The 23778-nt window shown below is 62.9% G+C and carries 21 protein-coding genes and 1 tRNA gene; 11 read left to right on the top strand and 11 right to left on the bottom strand.

Annotation, left to right across the window (positions count from 1 at the left end; all coding sequences use genetic code 11):
* The first annotated feature begins 39 nt into the window (after window positions 1-39).
* The 3 genes from V1293_RS31235 (at window position 40) to V1293_RS31225 (ending at window position 2899) form a co-directional block, all read left to right on the top strand.
* A complete protein-coding gene (locus V1293_RS31235; RefSeq protein WP_334514995.1) occupies window positions 40-678 on the top strand; it encodes a TetR/AcrR family transcriptional regulator in 639 nt (212 codons plus the stop codon).
* Complete coding sequence (nhaA, locus tag V1293_RS31230; protein WP_334514994.1) at window positions 675-1859, top strand: Na+/H+ antiporter NhaA; 1185 nt, start codon at window positions 675-677, stop codon at window positions 1857-1859. Before V1293_RS31235 ends, nhaA begins: the two co-directional genes overlap by 4 nt.
* A 110-nt stretch (window positions 1860-1969) precedes the next feature.
* Entirely contained in the window at window positions 1970-2899 is a 930-nt protein-coding gene (locus V1293_RS31225) for a hypothetical protein (protein WP_334514992.1), read from the top strand.
* 4 nt (window positions 2900-2903) lie between these two features.
* Here V1293_RS31225 and V1293_RS31220 read toward each other — a convergent pair whose 3' ends face one another.
* The 4 genes from V1293_RS31220 to V1293_RS31205 are packed head-to-tail and all read right to left on the bottom strand — an operon-like array spanning window position 2904 to window position 8627.
* A complete protein-coding gene (locus tag V1293_RS31220) occupies window positions 2904-5564 on the bottom strand; it encodes a nitrate reductase (protein WP_334514990.1) in 2661 nt (886 codons plus the stop codon).
* 12 nt (window positions 5565-5576) lie between these two features.
* Window positions 5577-5912 (bottom strand): nitrite reductase small subunit NirD, encoded by a 336-nt coding sequence (gene nirD, locus V1293_RS31215; protein WP_334514988.1) that lies wholly within the window; start codon window positions 5910-5912, stop codon window positions 5577-5579.
* Window positions 5909-8368: a nitrite reductase large subunit NirB gene (gene nirB, locus V1293_RS31210; RefSeq protein WP_334514986.1), complete on the bottom strand. Its 2460-nt coding sequence runs from the start codon at window positions 8366-8368 to the stop codon at window positions 5909-5911. Before nirB ends, nirD begins: the two co-directional genes overlap by 4 nt.
* 10 nt (window positions 8369-8378) lie before the next feature.
* On the bottom strand, window positions 8379-8627 hold the full coding sequence (locus V1293_RS31205; protein ID WP_334514984.1) for a hypothetical protein: 249 nt from the start codon (window positions 8625-8627) through the stop codon (window positions 8379-8381).
* 396 nt (window positions 8628-9023) lie between these two features.
* Here V1293_RS31205 and V1293_RS31200 point away from each other — a divergent pair, with 396 nt between their 5' ends.
* Window positions 9024-10283 (top strand): MFS transporter, encoded by a 1260-nt coding sequence (locus V1293_RS31200; RefSeq protein WP_334514981.1) that lies wholly within the window; start codon window positions 9024-9026, stop codon window positions 10281-10283.
* Window positions 10284-10375: 92 nt separating this feature from the next.
* Window positions 10376-12088, top strand: coding sequence for a protein kinase domain-containing protein (locus tag V1293_RS31195; RefSeq protein ID WP_334514979.1), 1713 nt, complete (start codon window positions 10376-10378; stop codon window positions 12086-12088).
* 71 nt (window positions 12089-12159) lie between these two features.
* On the opposite strand, the gene V1293_RS31190 is transcribed toward V1293_RS31195, so the two are convergent.
* Window positions 12160-13596 (bottom strand): NAD-dependent succinate-semialdehyde dehydrogenase, encoded by a 1437-nt coding sequence (locus V1293_RS31190; protein WP_334514977.1) that lies wholly within the window; start codon window positions 13594-13596, stop codon window positions 12160-12162.
* Window positions 13597-14067: 471 nt separating this feature from the next.
* On the opposite strand from V1293_RS31190, the gene V1293_RS31185 reads away from it, so the two are divergent.
* From V1293_RS31185 to V1293_RS31175, 4 genes are all read left to right on the top strand, one after another.
* A complete protein-coding gene (locus V1293_RS31185; RefSeq protein WP_334514975.1) occupies window positions 14068-14697 on the top strand; it encodes a hypothetical protein in 630 nt (209 codons plus the stop codon).
* Window positions 14694-14960 (top strand): HGGxSTG domain-containing protein, encoded by a 267-nt coding sequence (locus tag V1293_RS31180; protein ID WP_334514973.1) that lies wholly within the window; start codon window positions 14694-14696, stop codon window positions 14958-14960. Before V1293_RS31185 ends, V1293_RS31180 begins: the two co-directional genes overlap by 4 nt.
* A 724-nt stretch (window positions 14961-15684) precedes the next feature.
* On the top strand, window positions 15685-15942 hold the full coding sequence (locus V1293_RS36255) for a type II toxin-antitoxin system RelB/DinJ family antitoxin (RefSeq protein WP_442894310.1): 258 nt from the start codon (window positions 15685-15687) through the stop codon (window positions 15940-15942).
* Window positions 15943-15963: 21 nt separating this feature from the next.
* Window positions 15964-16233: a type II toxin-antitoxin system YafQ family toxin gene (locus V1293_RS31175; RefSeq protein WP_334514971.1), complete on the top strand. Its 270-nt coding sequence runs from the start codon at window positions 15964-15966 to the stop codon at window positions 16231-16233.
* 203 nt (window positions 16234-16436) lie between these two features.
* Here V1293_RS31175 and V1293_RS31170 read toward each other — a convergent pair whose 3' ends face one another.
* Both V1293_RS31170 and V1293_RS31165 read right to left on the bottom strand, forming a co-directional pair.
* Entirely contained in the window at window positions 16437-16952 is a 516-nt protein-coding gene (locus tag V1293_RS31170; RefSeq protein ID WP_334514970.1) for a hypothetical protein, read from the bottom strand.
* Between the two features lie 104 nt (window positions 16953-17056).
* Window positions 17057-18280 (bottom strand): S1C family serine protease, encoded by a 1224-nt coding sequence (locus tag V1293_RS31165; protein WP_334514968.1) that lies wholly within the window; start codon window positions 18278-18280, stop codon window positions 17057-17059.
* Between the two features lie 403 nt (window positions 18281-18683).
* Between V1293_RS31165 and V1293_RS31160 the strand changes: the two genes are divergently transcribed.
* Complete coding sequence (locus V1293_RS31160) at window positions 18684-18968, top strand: hypothetical protein (protein ID WP_334514966.1); 285 nt, start codon at window positions 18684-18686, stop codon at window positions 18966-18968.
* Window positions 18969-19166: 198 nt separating this feature from the next.
* On the opposite strand, the gene V1293_RS31155 is transcribed toward V1293_RS31160, so the two are convergent.
* From V1293_RS31155 to mnmA, 4 genes are all read right to left on the bottom strand, one after another.
* A tRNA-Met gene (locus V1293_RS31155) sits at window positions 19167-19243 on the bottom strand.
* 115 nt (window positions 19244-19358) lie between these two features.
* Entirely contained in the window at window positions 19359-19745 is a 387-nt protein-coding gene (locus V1293_RS31150; RefSeq protein ID WP_334514964.1) for a hypothetical protein, read from the bottom strand.
* A gap of 92 nt (window positions 19746-19837) precedes the next feature.
* The gene (locus V1293_RS31145; RefSeq protein ID WP_334514962.1) at window positions 19838-20476 is read right to left on the bottom strand and encodes a class I SAM-dependent methyltransferase; all 639 of its coding nucleotides are present in this window, start codon (window positions 20474-20476) and stop codon (window positions 19838-19840) included.
* A 20-nt stretch (window positions 20477-20496) separates the two neighbouring features.
* Window positions 20497-21696 carry a tRNA 2-thiouridine(34) synthase MnmA gene (gene mnmA / locus V1293_RS31140; protein ID WP_334514960.1) on the bottom strand — a complete coding sequence of 400 codons (1200 nt, stop codon included), beginning with the start codon at window positions 21694-21696 and terminating at the stop codon, window positions 20497-20499.
* A 367-nt stretch (window positions 21697-22063) separates the two neighbouring features.
* Between mnmA and V1293_RS31135 the strand changes: the two genes are divergently transcribed.
* Window positions 22064-23773, top strand: coding sequence for a flagellar hook-length control protein FliK (locus V1293_RS31135; RefSeq protein ID WP_334514959.1), 1710 nt, complete (start codon window positions 22064-22066; stop codon window positions 23771-23773).
* The last annotated feature ends 5 nt before the right edge of the window (window positions 23774-23778 follow it).

Genomic DNA, 23778 nt, shown 5'->3' with positions numbered 1-23778 from the left:
TGTGCTGTCAAGTCAAAAGTTATAGAGCATGACATTCAAATGCCACCTCGACCCGCACGCAAAGCGCTCAACGCCTATCACCATGGGGATCTCCGCGATGCCCTGGTTCAGGCCGCGTTGCACGAAGTCGAGCTCGGCGGCCCCGAGGCGATCAGCATCAGCGCGCTTGCCAAGAAACTCGGCGTCTCGCAGCCGGCGCCGTACAAGCATTTTGCCGATCGCGAAACGCTGCTAACGGCGGTGACGGCCGAAGCGTTCCGCCAATTCAGCGCGATGATGCGCACGGCGATCGGAAAGCCGTCGAAGCAATCGAAGCTGTCGCGCTTCGCGCAGCTCACGCTTGATTTCGGATTGCGCCGCAACGGCATCTATCGCCTGATGTTCGCGTCGCGAACCATGGCATGCGCACCGAAAGGCAGCGAGCTGCACAGTGCGGCGATGGAGACCTTCGAACTCCTGGTGGAGGCGCTGGAGGCCCCCGCCGTGGGGCTGTTGCGCGAGCGTAGCGCCCTGAAGGTTTGGGCCTCGCTGCACGGCGTCGTCATGCTCGCCGAACAGGGATTGCTCACCGGCCAGGTTGCCCATGTCAGCCGGGAAGAACTGGTCGAGGACATCGTGAAGGAAACGAAACTCGCGCTGTCGGTGGCGATCGAGGCGGCCGGCAAAGGCGGCCGATGACGGACAAGGTTCCAGCATCCGAGGATCCCGACAACACGGGCCTCTATGGCGGCATCGTTCTCGGCCTCGCCGCCATCGCGGCTCTCGTCGTCGCAAACTCCCCGTTCGGGCCGACCTACGAAGCGCTGTTGCGGACGACCGGCGAAGTCCGGATCGGATCGATCGGACTGAGCAAGACCGTCGATCACTGGATCAATGACGGTTTGATGGCGGTGTTCTTCCTGCTGGTCGGGCTCGAGATCAAGCGCGAGACGATCGAGGGCGCGCTGGCGGGCCCAAAGAAGGCGGCATTGCCCGTGATCGCCGCATTCGGCGGCTTTGTCACGCCAGCGGCAATCTTTGCCGCGGTGAACTGGGGCGACACCCATGCGTTGCGCGGCTGGGCCATACCGGCAGCGACCGACATCGCCTTTGCGCTCGGCGTCTGCGCCATGCTGGGACGCAAGGTGCCGGCCTCGCTGAAAACCTTTCTATTGGCGCTCGCGATCATCGACGACCTCATGGCTATCATCGTCATCGCGATATTCTACACCGCCGACCTTTCGGTTCTGGCGCTGGCGCTCGGCGGGCTCGGCGTCGCGGCGCTCGCGGTTCTCAATCTGCTCGATGTGCGCAGACCGTCGTTCTATCTCATCGCCGGGCTATTCACCTGGGTCTGCGTGCTCAAATCCGGCGTGCATGCGACGCTGGCCGGCGTCGCCGTCGGTCTCGCGATGCCGCTCACCAGACGCGACGGGCACAGCCTGCTCGAAGAGGCCGAACACGCGCTCAGACCGTGGGTGATTTTCGCCATCGTGCCGATTTTCGCCTTCGCGAATGCCGGCGTATCGCTTCACGGATTGACCCTGTCAAAGCTGGCGGAGCCGATAACGCTTGGCATTATCGCAGGGCTTTTCGTCGGCAAGCAGATCGGGGTGTTCGGCGCATCGCTGGTTGCGATCAGGCTGGGCCTGGCTGCAATGCCGGAAGGCACAACGGCAGGAAAACTCTATGCCATGGCCATCCTGACCGGCATCGGCTTCACCATGAGCCTCTTCATCGGCACGCTGGCGTTCGACGACGAGGCGGTGCTGAAGCAGGTCCGGCTCGGCGTCCTCGCGGCTTCGCTGCTGTCCGGCACCGTCGCCGCGCTGCTTTTTTCGGCCCTCAACCGATCGAACGGAGTTCCGGCTTCACGATAGGGCGGCGCAAACGCGCAACACCCGCGATGGGATCGAACCCCATGCAGCGGCTGGTTCTTGTATTCGTCGTTGACAGCTGCTCATCTCGGCCAGCCAAGAGGCGTCGTCGATTGAGCACGAGTTTAACCAGGACCACCGCGCCTCACCGTCCGCAGATCGGACGAGCGCGAAGCATCGCGCTCGGCGTGCTGCTGTCGTTCTGCCTTTCCGGCGCAGCGCTTGGAAAAGACGATGGCGACGGTGAGGAGGACGCGGCCAAGGCAAAACCGGCTCTGCCGAACTTCTATCTCGATATGAGAACGATCTACTCGACGCTGCCGGCCGGTTCGCTCTCGATCGGATTCAGCACGCCGCCTTTGTTGTCGAGGCTTTCGAACCTTTCCTCGCTCCGAACCCTCACCTCGCCGTCCAGCCAAAGCCTCTCGGTCGACCTGCCCTTGACTGTCGATGTCAACGATCGGCTCTCGGTCTACGGCGGCGTCAGCGGGGCCACGTCGCAGGCGGGCACTGATCCCTGGACGAATTTCTCGATCTACGCCTTTACCGTCGGATTCCAGGCCGACCTCTATCAGCAGAACGGCGGCATGTTTCCGACCATCACCGTTCAATCCAACGCGACGCGATCGATTTCGGACGCGCCGTTGGCAACGACATCCTACAACACCATCCTCGAGGCGGATTACGCGCTGAACGCGGATGAAACGCGCGGGCTGCTCGCGGGGATGCAATACACGAGAGTCCTGGTCGATACCCCGCTTGCTCGCGTCAGCCCCGATGTCCTGGGCTATGCCGGCGGCTATTATCAGTGGGACAACAACTGGAAGCTCACCGGCCGCTTCGGTGTGCAGCACTTCGGCGGCGCGCAGCTTCTGAACCTGACGCCGTTTCCCGCCTTCACGCAGCCGATCGTGCGGCTCGACCTCGACCGCATGGATGACAACGACAATCGGCTGTTCGGCATCACGGCGCAGATCGCATGGACGCCGAAGCCGTCGTATCAGCTAACGCTGCGAACGCCGCTTTACGCGATCAGGAATTAACCGCTCACGCGGGCTGCGAATCCCGCACGGCCGCGCCGCGCAGCAACTTGCCGATCTCCGGCTTGCAGGCGCCGCAATTGGTGCCGGCCTTCAGGCACCGGCCGACGTCCTCGACGCTGGCCGCGCCCTTCTGGATTTCGGCCGAGATCTGGTGCTGTCCGACGCCGAAGCATGAGCAGACGATCGGTCCGACATCCTGGGCCGCATCGAGCGGCTGCCCTGTCAGCAGCGACATCCGAGCATTCGCCGACAATGCCTGCTCTGCGAACAGTCCTGATAGCCATGACCGCGAGACCAGCTTGTGATCGGGCGCGATAAACACGCAACCTTCCAGCCGGCCGTCGCGAACGGCCGCGTAGCGGAAACGGCCGGCCTTCGGATCGCGATAGGCGATCCACTCGATATCGTCATATCCGACGCGGAGCTGCGCCCGCGCCCAATCGCGCCAGCTCGGCGGCCGCTCATCACCAGCGAGTTCCATCCGCCAGCAAGTCCCTGAAAGCCCGCCGACCCAGTAGCCCGCCTTGGGACGCTCGATCTCCTGGCGGCTAAGAATGAAGGCATGCCATTTCGGCAAGTAAGCTGCCGCCTTGACCGGCGTGTGCTTGGACTCCGGCTGCCCGGAGATCGGATCGGTCGCTGGATTGACCAGCGCATTGACCCGGCCGTCGCCGGCATACTCGCCGTTCCAGTGCATCGGCACGAACACGCAGCCGCGCCGCTGTTCGGCAGTGACGACAACGCGCGCCACCATCTCGCCCCAAGGGCTGGTCAGCCGCGCGAGCCCGCCATTCTCGACGCCGGCCATGCGTGCATCGTCGGGATGGAATTCGGCGCCAGGCTCGAACATGTGAGCCAGCAGCCGCGCCGATTTTCCCGTCCGCGTCATGGTGTGCCATTGATCGCGGATCCGCCCGGTATTGAGCACCAGCGGATAGTCCCGGCTGGTCGCGTTCACGGCGGCACGCGGCGTCACCGGCACGAAACGCGCCTTGCGGTCTGCGGTGAAGAATTTTGCGGTTTCGAACATCCGCGGCGTGCCGGTCGGATATTCGCGCGTCACCGGCCACTGGATCGGGGTAAGTGCGTCGTAGGCGCGATCGTCGAGCGTATTCAGGGCGGACAGATCGAAATCGCGGGTCCCTTCATTCTCGAAACTGGAGAGCCTCGCATGCTCGCGGAAGATCGCGGCAGCGTTGGGGTAGTCGAACCCCGAAAAGCCCATGCGCCGAGCGACGTCGCAGACCGTCTGCCAATCGGCCCTTGCAGCGCCGGGCGCCGGCAGGAACCGCCGCTGCCGGGAGATGCGCCGTTCGGAGTTGGTAACCGTGCCGTCCTTTTCGCCCCAGGTAAGCGCAGGCAGCAATACATGAGCATGACGCGTGGTGTCGGTATGGCGCATGCAATCGGAGACGACGACGAGTTCGCATGCATCGAGCGCGCGGCGCACGCGATCGGCATCCGGCAGGCTGACCAGCGGATTGGTGGACATGACCCAGACCGCCTTGATGCGCTGATCGGCGATCGCGTCGAACATGTCGACGGCCTTGAGGCCCTGCTTGTCCGCGATGATTGGCGACTGCCAGAAGCGCTGGACGATGTCGCGGTGTTTCGGGTTTTCGATCTCCATGTGGGCGGCAAGTTGATTGGCCAGCCCGCCGACTTCCCGGCCGCCCATCGCGTTGGGTTGTCCGGTCAGCGAGAACGGCCCCATGCCGGGCTGGCCTATGCGGCCGGTCAACAAATGACAGTTGATGATCGCATTGACCTTGTCGACGCCGCTGCTCGACTGATTGACGCCCTGCGAATAAAGAGTGACGACCCGCTCGGTTCTGGCGAACCAGTCGAAGAACAACGCCACCGCGCCCTCGGCCAGGCCGCAGATGTCGGCGGTCTGCGCAACCGTCTGGCCGGCGACCTGTTGCAGCGCGGCTTCGGCGCCGGTGGTGGATCCATCCACGAACGCGCTGTCGATGACAGCGCGCGACGCGAGATGTGCGAGCAACCCGTTGAACAGCACCGAATCGCTGCCCGAACGAAGCGGCAGGTGCAGATCGGCGCCTTCACATGTCGCAGTCCGCCGCGGATCGATGACGACGATGCGGCACGCCGGATTGTTGGCCTTGGCGGCCACCATGCGCTGGTAAAGGATGGGATGACACCAGGCGGCATTGGAGCCGACGAGGACCAGAAGATCGGCCGTTTCGAGATCCTCATAGCAGCCCGGAACGGTGTCGCTGCCGAACGCACGCTTGTGACCCGCCACGCTCGACGCCATGCACAGCCGGGAATTGGTGTCGATGTTGGCGGTGCCGATGAAGCCTTTGGCGAGCTTGTTGATGACGTAATAGTCCTCGGTGAGAATCTGGCCGGAGACATAGAAAGCGACCGAATCCGGACCGTGCTCGCGGACTATCCTGGCAAATCCGTCCGCGACATGATCGAGTGCCGCATCCCAGCTCGTTTCCTGCCCGTTGACGACGGGAGCCAGCAGCCGCCCCTCAAGGCCGATGGTCTCGGCCAGCGCCGAGCCTTTCGCGCACAGCCGCCCGAAATTGGCGGGATGCAGCGGATCGCCGCGGACGGTAACGGCGCCCGCGGCATCCCTGTCAGCGATGACGCCGCAGCCGACGCCGCAATACGGACAGCTTGTCTTCACTGGCACGGGCGATCACCCTCACTCGGCGGGCACAGCCGCCGCCGTCTGGACGCAAAGCCAGACAGTGTTGTTCTCCACCTTGGTCGGATGCGCGCGCGTACATCCCTGGTCGGGAGCGACCGCCGTACCGCTCTTGAGCTCAATGACGAAATTGTGCAGCGGACAGGTGACGCGCTTGTTGTGGACGATGCCTTGCGACAGCGGTCCGCCCTTATGCGGACAGCGATCGTCGAGCGCGAACACCTCGTCATCGGCGGTCCGGAACACCGCAATGTCTCCGGACGCCGTCCGCACGACGCGCGAGCCGAGAACGGGAATATCGTTCAGCGCCCCGATTTCAATCCAGTTGCTCATGCGAGTTCCAGCTCCGCGAGCGGGGTGAATTCGTTGCGATCGACGCCGCGCTTGGCGCGCGCCGCCCAGGGATCGCTTTGCGAGAATTGCTGCGAATAGGCGAAGCGGCTGAACAGGGCTTTGCGATTGGCGACATCGTCGACCACCTGCTTGCGGATGGCGTCGAGGCCGACCCGATCGCACCACTTGTACATGCGTTCGAGGTACCAGCCCTGCTCGCGATAGAGCTGTGTCAACGCGGCGATTATTTCGAGCGTCTCTTCCTCGGTCGCTACCTTGCCCAGGAACTCGGTTCCCTTGATATGAAGACCGGCGGCGCCGGCGAAATGGATCTCGAACCCGGAATCGACGCAGACGACGCCGACATCCTTGCAGGTCGCCTCCGCGCAGTTGCGCGGACAACCGGATACGGCGAGCTTCACCTTGGCCGGCGTCCACGAACCCCACAGGAATTTCTCGAGCTTGATGCCGAGACCGGTAGAATCCTGCGTGCCGAAACGGCACCATTCCGAACCGACACAGGTCTTCACCGTGCGCAATCCCTTGGCATAGGCGTGGCCCGACACCATCCCCGCATCATTGAGGTCGGCCCAGACCGCGGGCAGATCCTCCTTTTTCACGCCGAGAAGATCGATGCGCTGTCCGCCGGTCACCTTGACGGTCGGAATCTTGAACTTGTCCGCGACGTCGGCGATGGCGCGCAATTCATCCGGCGTCGTGACGCCGCCCCACATCCGAGGCACGACCGAATAGGTTCCGTCCTTCTGGATATTGGCGTGGACGCGTTCATTGATGTAGCGCGACTGCTGATCGTCGCGATACTCGCCGGGCCAGGTCGCGAGCAGGTAATAGTTCAGGGCGGGCCGGCAGGAGTGGCACCCGTTCGGCGTCTTCCAGTCCATGAACCTCATGACGTCGGGGATGGTCTTCAATCCGTTCTCGATGATGACCCGGCGCGCGTCATCATGGCTGTGATCGGTGCACGCGCACATCGGCTTCACCTTCGGCGCCGCCGAATAGTCACCGCCGAGCGTGAAGGCGAGCACCTGCTCGACCAGTCCGGTACATGAACCGCAGGACGACGAGGCCTTGGTGTGGGCCCGCACGTCGTCGATCGTGAACAGCTTCTTTTCGCTGATCGCCTTGACGATCGCCCCCTTGCAGACGCCGTTGCACCCGCAGATTTCCGCGTCATCGCTCATGGCGGCGACCGAGTTCTTGCCGCTATGGCCGCCATCGCCGAGATTGGCGGCGCCGAACACCAGCCGCTCGCGCATTTGCGAAACGTCGGTGCCGTCGCGCAGATGCTGGAAGTACCACGGGCCGTCGATGGTATCGCCATAGAGTACGGCGCCGATGATTTTCTTGTCGCGCAGAATGATCCGCTTGTAGACGCCGCGGGAAGCGTCCTGCATGACGATCTCTTCCTTGTCCGCGCCCGGCGCGAAGTCGCCGGCGGAGAACAGGTCGATCCCGGTCACCTTCAGTTTGGTCGAAACGACCGAGCCGTCGTAGGTGGCAAAACCCTTCATCGCGAGATGGTTGGCGCAAACCTTGGCCTGGTCGAACAAGGGAGCCACGAGGCCGTAGGTCTGGCGACGATGCTGCACGCATTCGCCGACCGCATAGATTCGTCCGTCGTAGGTCTGCATGGTGTCGGAGACGACGATGCCGCGCTCACAGTAAAGGCCTGCCTTGCGCGCCAGCTCGACATTCGGGCGGATGCCGACCGCCATCACGACGAGATTCGCGGGGATCTCCTCGCCGTCGGCAAAGCGCACGCCGGTAACGCGGTCTTCGCCCAGAATTGCTTCGGTCTGCGCGGGCATCTTGAACACCATGCCGCGCTCTTCGAGCGACTTGCGCAGCAATCCGCCCGCGACCTGATCGAGCTGACGCTCCATCAGCGTGTCGAGCAGATGCACGACGGTGACGTTCATGCCACGCTTCATCAATCCGTTGGCGGCTTCGAGGCCGAGCAGACCGCCGCCGATCACGACGGCGTTCTTGTAGCTGGTCGAGGCATGAACCATGCGCTCGACGTCCTGAATGTCGCGAAAGCCGATGACGCCCGGGAGGTCCTTGCCCGGAAGCGGCAACATGATCGGGTTCGAACCGGTGGCGATCAGCAGGCGATCGTAAGGCACCCGCGCACCTTCCGCGGTGACGACTTCGCAGGTACGCCGATCGATCATCTCGATCATTTCACCCTTGCGCAGCGTAATGCCGTTATCCTCGTACCACTGCTCCGTGTTGAGCATGATGTCGTTGACGGTCTTCTCGCCGGCGAGCACGGGCGACAGCAGAATTCGGTTGTAGTTGCCGTATGGCTCGGAACCGAAGACGGTGATGTCATAGAGATCGGGCGCGCGGTCCAGCAGCACCTCGACCGTGCGGATGCCGGCCATGCCGTTGCCGATCACCACCAACTTTTGCTTGATTACTTTCTCGAGCATGCTCTGCCTTCTAATCCGGGTTCCGATGGTCAGACGCGGCGACGCAGATCTGCATCGTCGATTGGCAAAAAGTATTGATTGATTGGGATTGCCCATCGGCGGGCAGATAATCGTCGACTATGACGATCGAGGATTTCTCATATTCAAGAGACGTGCCAACACCAGACCCGTAATTTTCCGCCCCAACGCACGGCTTCAGCCGGTAAATCGTTGAATTGGCCCCACCTGGGCGCGGCGGAATGCCCAAAAAATCATCCACTCGGGCTATCCATTGTGCACAGCACCAATGCTTAGCCATGCGCGGGCGCTCATTTGCCCGCGAAAATGTCAAGGTACGGACAGGCGGCCTTTCGGGAGCGCTTTGCCGCTGATAACCGGCGCCGCATAATAAAACACCAAAATGCGCGTTCGAGCGGCTGTTTTTGCCAACAAACAGAGCAGCGACCGCCTTCGCGGCCGGTCGTCCTCCCGCAGCAAGGCACTGCAAATACACGCAAAGTGGCGCGTTCGTTTTTCTGGCACACGAATTGCTGACGTTGCGACACCAGAGTGTGTCTCAACGAAGAGACGACCTCTCGCTTTCCAAAATTCAAACCCTTTGTGCCGAGATCACCGCGCTTGCGCGGTGTCACGCGCCGATGTTCGAGGCTGCTCGATGAAGTTTGCTGAATTCAAGAAGGCTGGCCACTGGCCGACGCTGCTCGCCGCCTTCCTCTACTTCGACATAAGCTTCATGGCTTGGGTCGCGCTTGGTCCGTTGATCGTCTACATCGCGCGAGACATGAACCTTGCCGTCGACGAGAAGTTCACCCTCGTTGCCATCCCGGTGCTGGCCGGCGCGCTGCTGCGGGTTCCGATGGGCATCCTCGCCGACATCATCGGCGCCAAGCGGACCGGAATCATCGCGCAGATCGTCGTCATCATTGCAACGGCCTGGGTTTGGTACTTCGGCCTCAACAGCAAACTTGCGATCGAGGTCTTCGGTCTCGCGCTGGGCATCGGTGGCGCGTCGTTCGCAGTGGCGCTGCCGCAGGCAAGCCGTTGGTATCCGCCGCAATATCAGGGCGTGGTGATGGGGATCGCCGGCGCCGGCAATATGGGTGTCGTGCTCGACACGCTGTTCGCACCGTCGATCGCCGAACATTGGGGCTGGCAGGCCGTGTTCGGCGTGCTGCTCGTTCCGATGCTGTTGATCCTCGCCTACTACGTTTTCGCCGCCAAGGATGCGCCCGGAGAGCGGAAGCCGATTTCGCTGAAGGCCTATGGCACCTTGCTGCGCGATCCCGACAGCCGCTGGTTCATGTTCTTCTACTTCATTACCTTCGGCGGTTTTGTCGGGCTGGCCAACGCGTTGCCGCTGTATTTCACCGTGCAGTATCATGTGTCCGGCGTCGCGGCGGGCCTGCTGGTGGGCCTGATCGTCGCTTTCGGCTCGGGCTTCCGGCCGGTCGGTGGCCTGATCGCCGATCGCATCGGCGGCATCCGTTCGTTGTCGATATTGTTTGGCGTCGTCGTGGCGGCGTACCTCGTCATCGCCTTCATGCCGGAAGGGCCGGCCGCATCGACGCCTGGCGGTTGGTCTCTCACCCAGATGCCGCGCATTGCGTGGGTGTCGGTGCTGCTGTTCTCGATCGGCGTGCTCGCGCTCGGCATGGGCAATGGCGCGGTGTTCCAGCTCATTCCGCTTCGCTTCCGTCACGAGATCGGCATGATGACCGGCATGGTCGGCTGCGCCGGCGGCATCGGCGGCTTCTTCCTGGCCAAGGCGCTCGGCGTCGCCAAGGGAATGACCGGCGGATTCGGCGCCGGTTTCCTATTTTTCGGCCTGCTGGCGTTGCTTGGCTTCCTGGGACTTGCCATGGTCAAGGTGCGCTGGCGCACCACATGGGGCGCCGCATCGGGAGCACGGGTCTAAAGACCGACGCACCCATAGCGTTTTCGAGCGAAGTGGCTACCGGTTCGCGTAAAGAAAACGCGTGCTAACAAAAGGCTCGGCAGGTCTCGCGGGTGACGATCGGTTCGCAACGAAATCTCGGGGTTCGCGTCGGCTTCGTCAGCGAGACCGGCAAGCGGTCCGCCAATGAGGACTACGTCGCGACCTGCCTCGGCCGGTCCGGCGTGAGCAACCGCGACATTGTCGCCGCGGTCGCCGACGGTGTCGGCGGACACAAGGGCGGGCGCGAAGCCGCCGAACTCGCGGTTCGTTGCTTCATCGACGCCTATTATTCGCTTCCCGAAACGCTCGGCGTGCGCCGCCGGGCCTCACGTTCGCTGGAAGCCGCCAATAGCTGGATCTACACGCAAGGCCGCACCGATCCGCTGCTCAGCGGCATGAGCTGCGCCTTCTCCTCGATCATCCTGTCGCGGCGGCAGTGCCACATCATTCACATCGGCGACACCCGCGCCTATCGCCTGAGCGAGGGACGCCTGGAGCGGCTGACCACGGACCACATCGCCGGCCGCGGCGATCTCGCCCATCTGCTCAACCGCGCGATCGGCTTCGAGGATTTTGCCCGCTTTGATTACGCCACCGTCGGACTGCGGCAGCACGACAGGCTCCTGATCTGCAGCGACGGTGTGCATGGCGTGCTGGCCGATCACCGTCTGCAGCTATTGTTGAGCGAGCGCACCTCGCCGGAGGAATCCGCCCGCGCACTGGTCGACGCGGCGATGGACGCCGGCTCCAGCGACAACATGACCGCTCTGGTGCTCGACGTCGTCGACCTGCCGCCCGCCGACCGCGACGAGCTCACCCACTCGATCGCGACGCTTCCGATTTTGGACCTGCCCGAAACCGACGACGTGATCGACGATTTCACGCTCGGCGAAATATTGTCTGACGGACGCTACAGTCGGCTGTTCAAGGCGATCGACAAGCGGCAGGGCCGCGAACTCGTGCTGAAGTTTCCGCATCCGCGCGTGGCCAGCGAAGGCTCCTATCGCCTCGCCTTCGTCCGCGAAGCCTGGGTCGCGGCGCGCGTGCGAAGCCTGTGGATCGGAGAGATCGTCGAGCTGCCTGCCGAACGGCAGACCCGCCTCTATTCGGTGATGCCGCTTTACGAAGGCGAGACGCTGGAACAGCGGCTCAACCGTTCGCCGCAGCTTTCGCTGTCTGAAGGCATCGGGATCGCGACCAAGCTGGCGCGCGCGGTTGCGACCTTGCACCGGGCCGGCATCATCCATCGCGACATCAAGCCCGACAACGTGATCCTGTTGAAGGCCGGCGGATTGCGGCTGGTCGACCTCGGCGTTGCGCGCGTACCGCTGCTGGAGGATTTCCCGGCCGAGGATATTCCGGGTACGCCGAGCTATATGGCGCCGGAGCTGTTCGGCGGGCGGACCGGCGACGAGTTTTCCGATCTCTATGCGCTCGGCGTCACCGTGTACCGGATGTTCACGGCCGCCTACCCTTATGGCGAGATCGAGCCGTTCTCGCGGCCCCGCTTCGGCAAGCCCGCTTCTCTCTCCCGCTATCGCCCCGACCTGCCGGCCTGGCTCGACGCGGTGGTCGGCAAGGCGCTCAACGTCGATCCGGCGCAACGCTACGGCGATGTCATCGAGTTCTCGCACGAACTCGAGAACGGCGCGATGTGGGCGAAGCCGGCCGTCGCGTCACGACGCTCGCTCTACGACCGCGATCCGCTCGTTTTCTGGAAGAGCCTGTCCGCAGGCCTGATCGTGCTCGTCATCCTGCTTCTGGCATGGTCGGTACGAAATTAGCCCGGCGCTCCGGTGGAGCGTCGGGCCATGTCACGTCAGCGAAGCAAACCGCGTTGGCTTCGCGATCTGGCTCACACCCCGGTCTGGGTGATGAACTTGGTGTTGAAGTAACCTTCCATCGCCTCGGTGCCGCCCTCCGAGCCATAGCCGGAATCCTTGACGCCGCCGAACGGCACTTCAGGCAAAGCCAGACCGAAGCTGTTGATCGAGACCATGCCGGCTTCGATGGCGGCGCCGATCGCGGTCGCCGTCTTGGTCGAACTGGTGAAGGCGTAGGACGCGAGACCAAACGGCAAGCGGTTGGCTTCCTCGGCCACCTCGTCGAACGTCGAGAAGCGGGAGATCAGCGCCAGCGGGCCGAACGGCTCCTCGTTCATCGCGCGCGCATCCTTCGGCACGTCGCTGACCACGGTCGGCTCGTAGAAGTAACCCTTGTTGCCGACACGGTGACCGCCGGTCTCGAGTTTTGCTCCTTTGCCCACGGCGTCCTGCACCATGCCTTCGATGGCGGTGACGCGGCGCGGATTGGCGAGCGAACCCATCTTCGAATCGGGATCCATGCCGTTGCCGACTTTCATCGACTTGGCGCCCTCGACGAACTTGTCGACGAATTCGCGGAACACGTCGTCCTGCACCAGCATGCGCGTCGGCGAAATGCAGACTTGGCCGGCGTTGCGGTACTTCGCCGCCGCCAGAATCTTCGCCGCCGACGTCACGTCCGCGTCCTTGAACACGATGGCCGGCGCATGGCCGCCCAGCTCCATGGTGGCGCGCTTCATGTGCAGGCCCGCCAGTGCCGAGAGCTGCTTGCCCACGACAGTCGATCCGGTGAAGGAGATCTTGCGGATCACCGGATGCGGAATGAGATATTCCGAAATCTCCGACGGCACGCCGTAAACGAGATTGACCACGCCATCAGGCACGCCCGCATCGACGAACGCCTTGATCAGTTGCGCAGGCGACGCCGGCGTTTCCTCGGGCGCCTTGACGATGATCGAGCAGCCGGCCGCAAGGGCCGCAGAGAGCTTGCGGACGACCTGGTTGATCGGGAAATTCCACGGCGTGAAGGCCGCGACCGGGCCGACCGGCTCCTTGACCGCGATCTGGTAGATGCCGGGGCCGCGGGCCGGGATCACGCGGCCATAGGCGCGCTTGGCTTCCTCGGCGAACCACTCGATGACGTCGGCGGCGGCCATGGCTTCCATCTTGGCCTCGGCCAGCGTCTTGCCCTGCTCCATCGTCATGAGCGGCGCGATCTCGTCATTGCGCTCGCGCATGATTTGGGCCGCCTTGCGCATGATCCTGCAGCGCTCGAACGGCGCCACCGCCCGCCAGACCTTGAAACCCTTGGCGGCGGCTTCCAGCGCCTCGTCGAGATCGGCGCGGTCGGCATGGGCCACGGTGCCGATGGTTTCCTCCGTCGCCGGATTGAGCACGGCGATGGTCCTGCCCGATTGGCTCGGCCGCCATTTGCCGTTGATGAACAATTGCGTATTGGAATATGCCACGAGACTTGCTCCCTCTTTTATTGTCGCCGGATGGCGAAATCGGCCGGCTGAAGATCAGGCGCCTTTATGATCGAAGCCCGGCCGGATTGCAAAGGCGATTCAGCCGTGTACGGCCCTGCGATGGCTTGCGATTACGCCTCGATCCTGCCGCACGCATGGTCGAAACCGGCACGCTCGACCGCATCGCGACGGTGGACGAAATATAGAAAACAACCCCATGCAAAGTAGCAATAATCGCTGGCATGATGTCTTGAGCGATCCCGCGAAGACTTGACACGTCGGGCAAATCAGCGGCACTACTCCATCATCGCGCAGACTACCTATGGGCCTGCTGTAACGCCGCCCCTTGTCGCGATTCCACGCAAAATCCTTTTGACAATTGAAAGTCGCCGCAACGAGCCATCGCCTGCGCGTTGCCGAACCACGCGCGCTTCCGGCGCGTGCCCGAAGAAATCCCTGGGAAATATCGACATGAACACCGCTCCGGACCTCAATTTGCCGACGGCGACAGCCGCAACCGATCCAACCAAGGCCGCCGCAACGCCGCGGATAAAGCTCTCGTCACATGGCTTCTCCATCGATCATCCAGATCCTGAGCTTGGCGAGCAACTCCTGGCGAACGCATTGGGCGTCGCCGATCGCGATGCGATGCACGGCATCCTCCGGCAATTGGTGAAGGCCAGCGTGAACGGACCAAAGCCCGACGAAGTCAACCTCGCCTTCATGATTTCAATGGTGAAAAGCATCAGGCCCAGGGATTCCATCGAGGCCATGCTGGTGGCGCAGATGGTTTCCGTTCATCTGATGGCGATGCGATGCGCCTATCACCTCGCAAATGCGGAAGACATCGGTCAGCAAGACAGCGCCGGGCGCGCATTGGGCAGGCTCGCCCGCACCTTTCCCGCCCAGATCGACGCGCTCAACCGCTATCGGAGCCATGGCGAGCCTGCCATCACCGTGCAGAACGTGTCGGTCGGGGATGGCGGCAAGGCCATTGTCGGCAACGTCACGCAGCATGCGAGCGTGATCGTTTCGGACAAAGGCCCGGTGTCCGCGGCGCCGGCTGCGCGGATGGCCGCCAAGCGGAAAGCACAGGCATGAACGATCACGCCCGCAACACCGGAGCGATGCTCGCGAGCCCGCGTTGCGGCGCCAAAATCCGTTCCGGCGGCGCGTGCAGCTCGCCGGCGGTGCGCGGCAAAAAGCGCTGCCGCATGCATGGCAGTGCACCTGGGTCCGGCGCCCCAATGGGAAACCTGAACGCGCGCAAGCACGGCCTGTTCACCAAGGACGCGATCGTCGAGCGAAGGCGGATTCAGGCCTTGTTGAGCGAAGCGCGGAAATTGTTGCAAGCGATGAACTAATTGGTTTTCGTAAAGCGGCCGCCGCGAATAGGTGCCTGGCGGCAATCGAGATCGAAATCGTTCTTGTTTCTCGGCGTGTTCCCATTCGCGGTCATCTCCTACCGCAGGCAAGCGCGACAGCGAGAATACGGACGAACATCTCTACCAGCCACGTTGCGCGCCAGAACGTAGCTCCGCATGAGCCAGAAGCGGTTCGCGCGCCTCACCAACGCTTTTCAAGAAGCTGGACCATCACGCCGCAGCCGTGAGCCTGTACGTTGCTCACTACAATCTTTGCCGCGTCCATGAAGCTCTGCGAACCACCCCAGGCGTGGCTCTTGGCGTGGCAGACCGCGTCTGGACTATCGGCGATTGCTGGACGCGACCCTCTCGCTTGGGCCGAATCGGCCTGTGCGGGTAAAGCGCAATTTCACGGTAATCGAGGGCGGGAAGGCCTAAGTAGGGCCGATAGCCGTGTGTCGCACGGCACACAACTGCATTACAAAATACGCCCCCGAAGAGACGATCCGGAACTTTTCTCTGGCAGGTTCTTTGACAGGTTCCGGCAGACTTATAGCATCTAAGATGCTGAATTTAATAGTTAAATTTCCCGTTAATTAAATTTGCGCAGCCTCCGAGGAACGTGTTGCGGTGTACCGCATTCGTGTTTACATTGAACGTACAGATAACCAGCGTACCACAACGCAACGACCACAGCGCGTACGCACACCTGGATAGGTGACATATGGCAAAGACAGCATCAATCAACGCTCGCATCGAACCGACCATCAAAGCGAAAGCTGAAACTATCTTCGCAGCGTTAGGGATAAGTGCGTCCGACGCCATTGGCATGTTTTATCGCCAAGTGGCGTTTCGTAAGGGACTACCCTTCGACGTATGCGTACCTAACGCTACGACCTTGGCCGCTTTAGAGGAATTGGAGCGAGGCGGCGGGGAGGTTGTACACGGGTCAACTCGGCAACTTTTTGACGAATTGAAATAATTCGTTCAAACATCGGAGCGCATGAAGCCGCTCCGATACACAGGCCAGTTCAAAAAGGATTTCCGCGCTTGCACCAAGCGCGGATTCCGGATGAACAAGCTGGAGGCGATCATCAATAAATTGCGGAAAGGTGAACGTCTTTCCCCAATTGATGATGACCATCCGCTCAAGGGACCTTGGCAGAACTATCGCGGCTGCCACGTCCAAGGGGATTGGTGCCTGATCTATCGTAACGATGGAGACGAGTTGGAGCTTGCCCGAACCGGCACGCACACTGAACTGTTCGACTAAACGGCGAAAATCCACTAAGTGATTTTAGGGGACGGTACTGCGGAGTATTTCGCCCCCTTGTGTGCCTCACACAAGCACCGGCCGGCGGGCTTTTTTGTTGGTGCGGTATACCGCCCCTTCTGCCAGTGGCCTGTTTTGGTTTTGCGAGTGGCCTATTTCGGCCAGCACCCGATATGATTGACGACTAAGACCAAGAGGCCACCTCAGTTGGCGGCCTCTTTCGTCCGAGTCGTGCGTGAATTCGGCCTGCTCGCCACGGGTGTTGACCGACCGGCGAACTCTCCGTCCTTCCGGGATACTGACGAGCGCTGGTTCTGCTCTGCCGTCAACGGCTTCCCGTCGATCTCGCGCTGTGCAGGAAGCTGCAGCACCGTTGCCCTTTGACCGGGACGCAGCTTTGTCAGAAGCACGATCTTGCCGTTCGCAAATTCCAGCGCGTCATGGTGCGAATTGGGTCCCCGATCGACTTGACGGAAACGCGCGAGCCGCGCCCCGATGCTCCCAAACCGCATTTGCGGGAAGAGCTTCGCGAACGGGTGATCGCATACTGCGTCCTCGCTGAAAGCAAGTTCGGTGCCTGGCAAGAGGCATACAGCGATGTCTGGCTCTCCGACCGCGGAGAACCCGCGCGTCACCGTATTGGGGAATTCCCCCGTTAGCAGCACGTCCCCCGCTCTTGCGGGACGCGATTGGACGGCATGCAGGCTGTAGTCACACATCAAGACGCTCCATCTTCATTGTTCGGACCTGTATGCGTCACCAAGCATGTCCGGCTCCTTCGAACTTCTCGCGGCGAGATTTCGCGAGTTGCTCCGAACGCCAGCTATCTTGGTTTCGCCGCGGACGCATTGGGTTCATTCGGCTGCTGACCCAAGGTCACGCTCAATGCGCTCTCTTTTCCTTGCCGAAGCACCGTGAACTGGGTCGAAGAGCCCGGCGCCATCGCACCGACTTTCCTGGTCAACTCGTTGGCGTTCTTGACCGACTCACCACCCACCGAGGTGATCACGTCTCCGCTTCTCAGTCCGGCTTTCGCAGCGGGACCATTGTCTTGAACCATTGCCACGATCGCACCGCGGAGATTGCTCAATCCGAGGCCGTCGGCAAGTTCAGGAGTGACCGATTGAACTTTAGTCCCGATCCATCCGCGCGTGACCGCGCCCTTTTCTTTCAACTGCGGTATCACTGCCTTGACCGTTTCGGCGGGGACCGCAAAAGCAACGCCCACTGAGCCTTGGGAGGGTGAAAAGATCATGCTGTTGACACCGATGACGTCGCCTCGGGTATTGAAGCTCGGACCGCCAGCATCGCCGCTGTTGATTGCCGCATCGATTTGGATGAAATCCTTCCCTGAACCAACCTCGATGTCGCGCTCGCGCGCTGAAATAATACCGGCTGTCACGGTACCTCCGACCGCAAGCGGATTCCCGGCGGTAAGCACCCAATCACCCACGCGCGGCGGCTGGTCGGAGAGCTTCACGTAGCTGAAGTCCGTGCGTCCGTCGACTTTGATCAAGGCGATATCACTCCACGAGTCCCTTCCTATGACTCTTGCCGAATAGGCCTTGTCGTCGCTGGTCCGGATCTCGGCCGTGTCGTTGTCTTCCACGACGTGACTGCTGGTCACGGCATAACCGTCCGGAGAGATGAAGAAGCCTGATCCAGCATTGATCAGTTCGAGTATCGGTGCCCTCCCTCGATCGGGCGCATCCGGATCCGCCCCTGGAATCTCCCCTTTCGGAGCGCGCTGTTCAGGCGCACCAAATCTGCGCGTCGCAGTCGCTTTGGAACGCACCCCAATCACGGTCGGTTGAACTTTTTCGGCGAGATCGGCGAAATCGCCGGGCCCACTGCCATCTTCAGTACCGGCAACCCGATCGATCAATGTCGCCGGCCTGCCCACGAAGGAAGCCTGGCCCGGAGAATTTACCGTTGCCTGCGCGATATTCGCGATCACCGGAATCGCGAGGACGGTCGTTCCGCCCATCATCGACGCCCGGCGCCAACTGAAACCCAAATTTCCACGAGCCAAATTTCCACGAGCCATGTGCGCTTCCATAGCCTTTTGTCATCGCCTCACCGCGGTCTAGACGCTGGCACGTTTAGCTCGCCGTCAGTTCTGTGAGAGCGCTCAGACGCTCGCGGCAACAGTGGGCTCAACAATCTGCTGCGCCACCAGTTCCTTTCCAGCCCAAGGTGGATAAGGAGGGGCATCCAAATGCCAGAAAGCCATGCCGACTGATCGCCTCGTCACCGAAAATCCTGCATAGCTCCCAACGTGATCTTCGCAGTTCCACCAGGAAGCACACGTTCGCCTCACTTCCATCCGTTCGCCGGGGCGCTCGCTGAACTTGCGGCGGCCCTCACAACTTTCTTTGAACCGTCGGCCCTTGCGTCAGGATGGATCTGCCACGACAACCGAATTGAACCGATTTCGGTGAAGGCAGGCTGTGATCAAGGTCGAGCGAGTGAGCGAAGGCGATCCCCTCGAATTCGAGGTCATCGTCCGTGTGGGAAACGGCGAGACTCGCCATCACGTCACGATGGCAAGAGATACTTGCGAACGGCTGACGATGGGCACACACACGCCCGAGGGTTGCATCGAGGCGGCGTTCCAATTCCTGCTTGATCGCGAACCTCAAGGATCGATCCTGCGGCGTTTCGACATCACCGTGATCTCCCGTTACTTTCCCGAGTTCGAGCGCGAACTGCCACGCTACCTCTTTCAATCCTGATTAGGTCGCCATATTCGGCAGGGAGAGCAATCGGCCATCCTAGAGCGTTTTCCAGCGAAGTGGGGACAAAACGCGTCAAATCAAAAATCCAGAGCCCCGTTCCGATTCCATCGGAACAGAAACGGCTCTCGTCTGCGAAGGCGCGCGGAAATCGAAGCAGAGCGTGGGGAATCGTAGCGTAGAAAATCGTACGCTTGGTGGTAGCGAGAGAGGGACTCGAACCCCCGACCCCAGGATTATGATTCCCGTGCTCTAACCAGCTGAGCTACCTCGCCACGGTTCACCGCCGCGGCACACTATACCGCATTCGCGAACGCGCGGCATATAAGGAGTGGGTTAAGGGCCTGTCAAGCAAAGCCGGCGGCCCGGCCAAGCATCTGCAAAATAGCGCTATTTCGGCCGGATTGACGGGTCGCCGCCGGGGCTGCCGGGCGGCGGAATCACGGGCGTCTTCCCCGCGTCCGGCGCAGGCGCATGCATTTCGGGATCGACGCCGGGCGGCGGACACAATACGCCGTCCGAGCGCGCCAGCTTGTCGCCGAGCGGCTCGGCCCGTTGGCCGGTCGTCGTTCCTTCCTGGGGTTTTCCCTCCGGAACCGTCGCGCCGGAATTCGGCGCCGGTTGCATCGGTGCGCAATTGGCGGCGGCGGCGCGGTCCGGCGATGGCGGCGCGGTCCGGGCCGGCGGCGTCGTGGGGCCAGGCGGCGCCTGTGCGCCCGCCACATCAGCAGCCACCATCAACACGCATGAGATCAGAAAGACGTGTTTCATTGCCATGCAGGGAAAACGGCCTGCACTCCCGGAGGTTCCGCAGTCAGTTTGTCGCTTTTGATTGACGCGTTTTTCTTGAGGCGAAAACGCGATGCGCTTCAGGATTTCCGAAAACGGATCAGCGAAAAATGCCCCATCGGCGGCATCGGCCGCCGTTCGGTCAGGGTGACGCCGCCGTGCTTGTCAGCCCAGTTGGTCAGGCGTTCCCATGGGAATTCCGGCCGCCAGCCGAGCCGCCGCGCCAATGGCGCGAACGCCAGTTCGAACACCCGGCGCGGGCCGCTTTCGGCGCCGATGTGATTGACCAGGATGAGCTCGCCACCGGGTTTCAGCACGCGGATGAAGTCATCCAGCGTGCGTTCCGGATCCGGCACCGCCGTGATGACATATTGCGCCACCACCGCATCGAAAAACGAATCCGGAAACGCCAGGTTCTTGGCGTCCATCACCGCAAGCGTTTCGACATTGGTCAGGCCGAACTCGCGCACGCGCTTCCGCGCCCGCCGCAGCATTGGTTCGGAAATATCGACGCCGCATAATTTCGTGTTGCGCGAATATTCAGACAGCGACAGCCCGGTGCCGACGCCGACGTCGAGAACGCGCCCGCCGATCTTGTCGGCTTCCGCGATGGTCGACCGGCGGCCCTCGTCGAACACCTTGCCGAAAACGAGATCGTAGACCGGCGCCCAGCGCCCATAAGCCTTTTCGACCCCCTCGCGGTCGATGTCCCCAGCCATTCCCTCTGCCCCGATTTTTCTTAAGTGCGCATCACCTCGGGCAGCGGCGTCATCGTTTGCTGCGCCCCTGCCCTTGCCGCCGCATTCGTTGCGGTCGCGCTCTTGATGAATCCGCCGCCAAGCACGCGCGCCTGTCCTGCAGGCGCATCGTAGAACACGCAGGCCTGGCCGGGCGATACGCCCTCCTCGCCGGCGACGAGTTCGACCTCATAGCCGCCATCGACCGCGCGCAACCAGGCCGGCTGCGGCGCGCGTGTCGAGCGTACGCGCACGAACATCTCGATGCCGTCGCCGATGACGCGGTCGAGCGGACCGTCGCCGATCCAGTTGACGTCACGAAGGCGGATGCGATCCATCCGCAGCGCCTCGCGCGGCCCGACCACGACGCGGCGGCCGGCCGCATCGAGCTTGACGACATAGAGCGGCGCGCCGGCGGCGATGCCGAGCCCCTTGCGCTGGCCGACGGTGAAATGAACGATGCCCTGATGCCGGCCGATAACGCGGCCGTCGAGATCGACGATGTCGCCGGGCTCGATCGCGCCGGGCTTCAGGCGGCCGATGATGTCGGTGTAGCGCCCGGTCGGCACGAAGCAGATGTCCTGGCTGTCCTGCTTGTCGGCGACTTCGAGGCCGAAGCGCCGCGCCAGTTCGCGGGTCTGCGGCTTGGTCATGTCGCCGAGGGGAAAGCGCAGATAGTCGAGCTGCTCGCGCGTGGTCGCGAACAGGAAATAGCTCTGGTCACGATCGGCGTCGGCCGCACACACCATCGCGCGCGATCCGTCGGCAAGCCGGCGCGAGGCGACATAGTGTCCGGTCGCGAGCGCATGCGCGCCGAGCTCGCGCGCGGTCGAAAGCAGATCGCGAAACTTGACCGAGCGGTTGCACTCGATGCAGGGCACCGGCGTTTCGCCGAGCGCGTAGCTGTCGGCAAAATTGTCGATCACGGATTCGCGGAAGCGGCTTTCATAGTCGAGCACGTAATGCGGAATGCCGATCCGCTCGGCGACGTTGCGGGCATCGTGGATGTCGCGGCCGGCGCAGCAGGCGCCCTTGCGATGGGTGGCCGCGCCATGGTCGTAAAGCTGCAGCGTGATCCCGACCACGTCGTAGCCCTCGGACTTCAGCAAGGCAGCCGTCACGGAGGAATCGACGCCGCCGGACATGGCGACCACGATCCGCGTGTCCTGCGGACGGCCTTCGAGATCCAAACTGTTTCGCATGCCAGGGGTCATCGACTTCAATCGCAAGCGCGCTGTGCAGCTCGCGGCCAGGGTTAAAAAGCCTTTTTATTATAAGGCCTTATGATCTCATTCGGCCATACCGGGCCGGATCGGACGCCGCTCTTTAATATAGGCCGTATTGGCGCGAGGCAATCAGCCGATCCCCATTTTGGAGGGGGGGGGGTCAGGACTTGGAGGGGGGTCAGGACGGCAAATCTTGCCGCCGGGCAGAAAAGGGGGCCGCGACGATGCCGCGCGACCCGACCGCCACGTTCGCAAGTACTTGAAATAACACGATCTTTTCTTGAGAAGCGAGTGGCCCGGTCCTTGCTGAATGGTAGCCGAGAGCTCAGCGCGAGGGTCGCCCGTGGTTAGTGTCACGTCAGAAGTATCGGCAAACGCATCTTTTCAGACCGCGGCGGCAAGGTCGGCCCGGCCGGATTCCGAACCGTCAGCCGGAAACGACAGCTTCGCGGCGCTGGTCGACAGCAACAAGGCCGCCGGCAACAACGACAATCGCACCCAGGACAACGCTCCCGCCCCGCGCCGCCCCGACGATGCACAAGCCGCGCCCGACAACCGCTCGCGCGCCAATGCTGCCGCATCTGACAAGGCGAACAAGGCCGCGCGCAACGATTCGAATGATCGCAACGCCGCGGCCAACGCCCGCAGCGACAAGACGCGCGACGACAACAAAGTCGACGCCAAGGCCGATACCGATACCAAGACCGATATCGACACCAAGGCCGCGACGACCCGCCGCGCCAAATCGAAGTCCGACGCGGCGAAGTCCGATGACGCGAAGTCCGGCGAGACGACGCAAGGCTCTTCCGGCGACGCTTCCCCGGCAACCGATCAGACCGAGACGGCGCAGGATGGAACGGCCGTGGTGACGGCCGACGCCATTGCCGTTGCCATCCCGGCTGCCACAACGCCGGCAGCGACAGCTTCCGCGACATCCGCGACCGACAAGGCGACCGCACCGCTTGCCATCGCAGCGGCAGCGATCGCAGCCTCCGCTTCGCTCGCCGCCGAGACGGCGCCAGCCGCTCCCGCCGCTGAGGCCACCGAAACCGCCACCGCAACCCAGCCCGCAACCGCGAACGCCGCGCAGGCCGACGGCAGCGCCAAGCCCGGCGTGCAAGGCGCGGTCGGCCAGGCCGTCAGCGCCCAGGCCACATCCGCCGACCCATCCATCGCAACCGGCATCGCTCAGGCCGCTTCCGTGGTCGCGGCGACGCCCGCCGCCACCAAAGCCGCCGCGCAGCTCAAGAACCCCGATCTCGCCAGGAAAGGCGCCACGACGGCGGTCGAGCAGGCCGGCACCACCGATACCGCCGCGCCCGCAACACCTGCCGCGGACACGATCGTGCCCGCCGTCACGCCGACGACCGAAGCCGCGGGCAAGCCGAAGTCCGAGAATGGCATCGCCGACGCCGTGAAGGCCGACGCCTCAGGCAATTCCATCGTGCCGCCGGCCGCGAACGCCCAAGCCCACGCGCATCTTGCCGCCGCCGATATCGGCCAGACGCCGGTCAATTCCTCCGGCAACGGCCTGCAGGCCGCCGGCGCGATCCAGGCGCAGCAACCGGCCGTTGCCGCCACGACGCCGGCACCTGCTGCCCAGCTCACCGCCACGGCCGCCGCCAGCGCGCCGATACCGGTGAGTGGGCTTGCGATGGAAATCGCAGCCTCTGCCAAGAGCGGCAAGACCCGCTTCGAAATCCGGCTCGATCCCGCCGAACTCGGCCGCATCGACGTCCGCATCGATGTTGATCGCCACGGCCAGGTGACGTCGCATCTGACCGTCGAACGGCCGGAAACGCTGTCGATGCTGCGCCAGGACGCCAACCAGTTGCAGCGCGCACTCGACAACGCTGGCCTCTCGACCGGCAATGGCGGCCTGCAGTTCAGCCTGCGCGACCAGTCTTCGCAGGGCCAGAACGACGGCAACCAGTCCAATCCCAATGCCCATCGCCTCGTCGTCAGCGAGGAAGACAGCGTGCCGGCCGTCGTCGCCGGCCGCAGCTACGGCCGCATGCTCGGGTCGAGCGGCGGCGTCGACATCAGGATTTAACGGAG

Origin of the sequence: Bradyrhizobium sp. AZCC 1693, from assembly GCF_036924745.1 — a bacterium.
Taxonomy (GTDB): domain Bacteria; phylum Pseudomonadota; class Alphaproteobacteria; order Rhizobiales; family Xanthobacteraceae; genus Bradyrhizobium.
Note: the sequence above shows the minus strand (reverse complement) of the source record. Positions and strands in the feature narration are given on the sequence as shown.